Genomic DNA, 1618 nt, shown 5'->3' with positions numbered 1-1618 from the left:
GTAACTGGTTAGGTCTGTGGGGGCTGGTGGGCATGCTGGATCGCCGGGTGGCCCGGGGTTTCAGGAGGTGGTGGGTGTCCAGGGGCTGCCGCGCATGGTGTGGGTGAGGACGTCGAGCATGGCCTGGCCGTGGCGGTCGGCGGTGGCCAGGTAGGTGCGGATCGCCGCGAAGTCCTGGGCACCGCGCAGGGTGCGGAGGCTTCCGGAGATCTTGATGCGGAGTTTCGCCATGCGGATGGTGCGTTCGGCCGCATTGTTGTCGAAGGGCAGGGCCGGGTCGTTGACCCAGCGCAGGTAGTCGTCCCAGCGGCGGTGAAGGCGCTGGAACAGGGCGTGGTGCTTGGCCTCGGTCTTCGAGGACCGGGCGGCGGTGGCGGTGATGCCGTCGCTGACCGCGGTGCGCAGGGCGGCCAGTTCCCCGGTCTGGACCGTCGCGTCGATCGTGGGGGTGCCGGTGTCGCGGGCGGTGTCGGCGTGCTTCTTCAGCGCGAGGAGGGCGTCGGTGGCGCGGTAGGCCGCGCAGCGGGCCGGCTCGCTGCCGGTTTCGCAGGCCGCGGTCAGTTCGCGCAGTACGTGGGCGCAGCACAGGGCGTGCTCCGCCTGGGTGTAGGTGTCGTAGGGGGCCCAGGCGTCGTGCATGGCCAGGCCCGTGAAGGCGGGGAGTATCCCGGCGGCGTCGAGGGCTTCGGTGCCGCGGCGGCGGTGGACGCTCAGGTGGACGAAGGAAGGAGTGGAGGCGGAGTGCAGCCAGTGGCCCGTCCCGGCGGTGCGGAACCCGGTCTCGTCGAAGAACGCCAGCGGGGCTGCCGCGATCTTCTCGGCCGCCAGCGCGGCGAAGTCCTCCAGCCGCGCTGCGCAGCGCCGCACCCACGAGGCGATGGTGCCCGCGGCGACGGGCGCGCCGAACAGCTCCGCGAGTGCGGTGGCGGTACGGGCCTTGGACAGGAACTGGCCGTGCATCAGATACACGCCCGCGGCGGCGATCCGGGGGCCGTACTGGACCGGGGCCGCAACGCCGTCCGGGGCCTCGGCGGTGGTCTTCTGCCCGCACCCGCACCGGAGCACGAGCAGCTGGTGCTCGGTCACCTCCAGGCCGGCCGGCTCGGGCAGGTCGAACACCTGACGGCGCTCGATCCCGGCGACGGCCGCCCAGTCCAGGTGCGTCCCGCACCGGGCGCACGCGCCCCGCGGCCGGTGCCGTATCTCCCGGTCCGGGACCTCCACCCGCTCCAGCGTCCTGCCGGGCTGGCCTTTCGGGCGTCCCGGGCCCCGGCCCGAGCGGCCCCGCAGCGACTTCGGCGACGGTTTCGCGAGCCCGTCAAAGGACGGCGGCTTCGAGGAGTTCTTCGAGTTCCGGCCCAGCCGGGCCTCCAGATCCGCGATCCGCCCCCGCGCCGCAGCCAGCTCCGCCCGCACCACCGCCAGCTCGGAGCGCAGCTCCACCACCAGCGCGGCAAGCTCCTCATACGAAGGCGAGCGGTCATCAACAGGCACAAGCCCCAGACAACACCAAACCGGACACCAAGATCAAACCAGGAGCCCTCTCAACGCCGGGACACCGGCAACCGCCAACCTGCAGCCCGGCACACCCACCAGCCCCACAGACCTAACCAGTTAC

At 72.3% G+C, this 1618-nt stretch carries 1 protein-coding gene; it reads right to left on the bottom strand.

Features of this window, described 5'->3' with window-relative positions; translation table 11 throughout:
• Positions 1–60: 60 nt before the first annotated feature.
• Complete coding sequence (tnpC, locus tag IG74_RS0144480; RefSeq protein WP_063761364.1) at positions 61–1494, bottom strand: IS66 family transposase; 1434 nt, start codon at positions 1492–1494, stop codon at positions 61–63.
• Positions 1495–1618: the final 124 nt, after the last annotated feature.

Origin of the sequence: Streptomyces sp. NRRL B-1347, from assembly GCF_000720325.1 — a bacterium.
Taxonomy (GTDB): Bacteria; Actinomycetota; Actinomycetes; order Streptomycetales; family Streptomycetaceae; genus Streptomyces.
The sequence above is the reverse complement of the archived record's forward strand: the minus strand, read 5'-3'. Positions and strand labels throughout refer to the sequence as shown.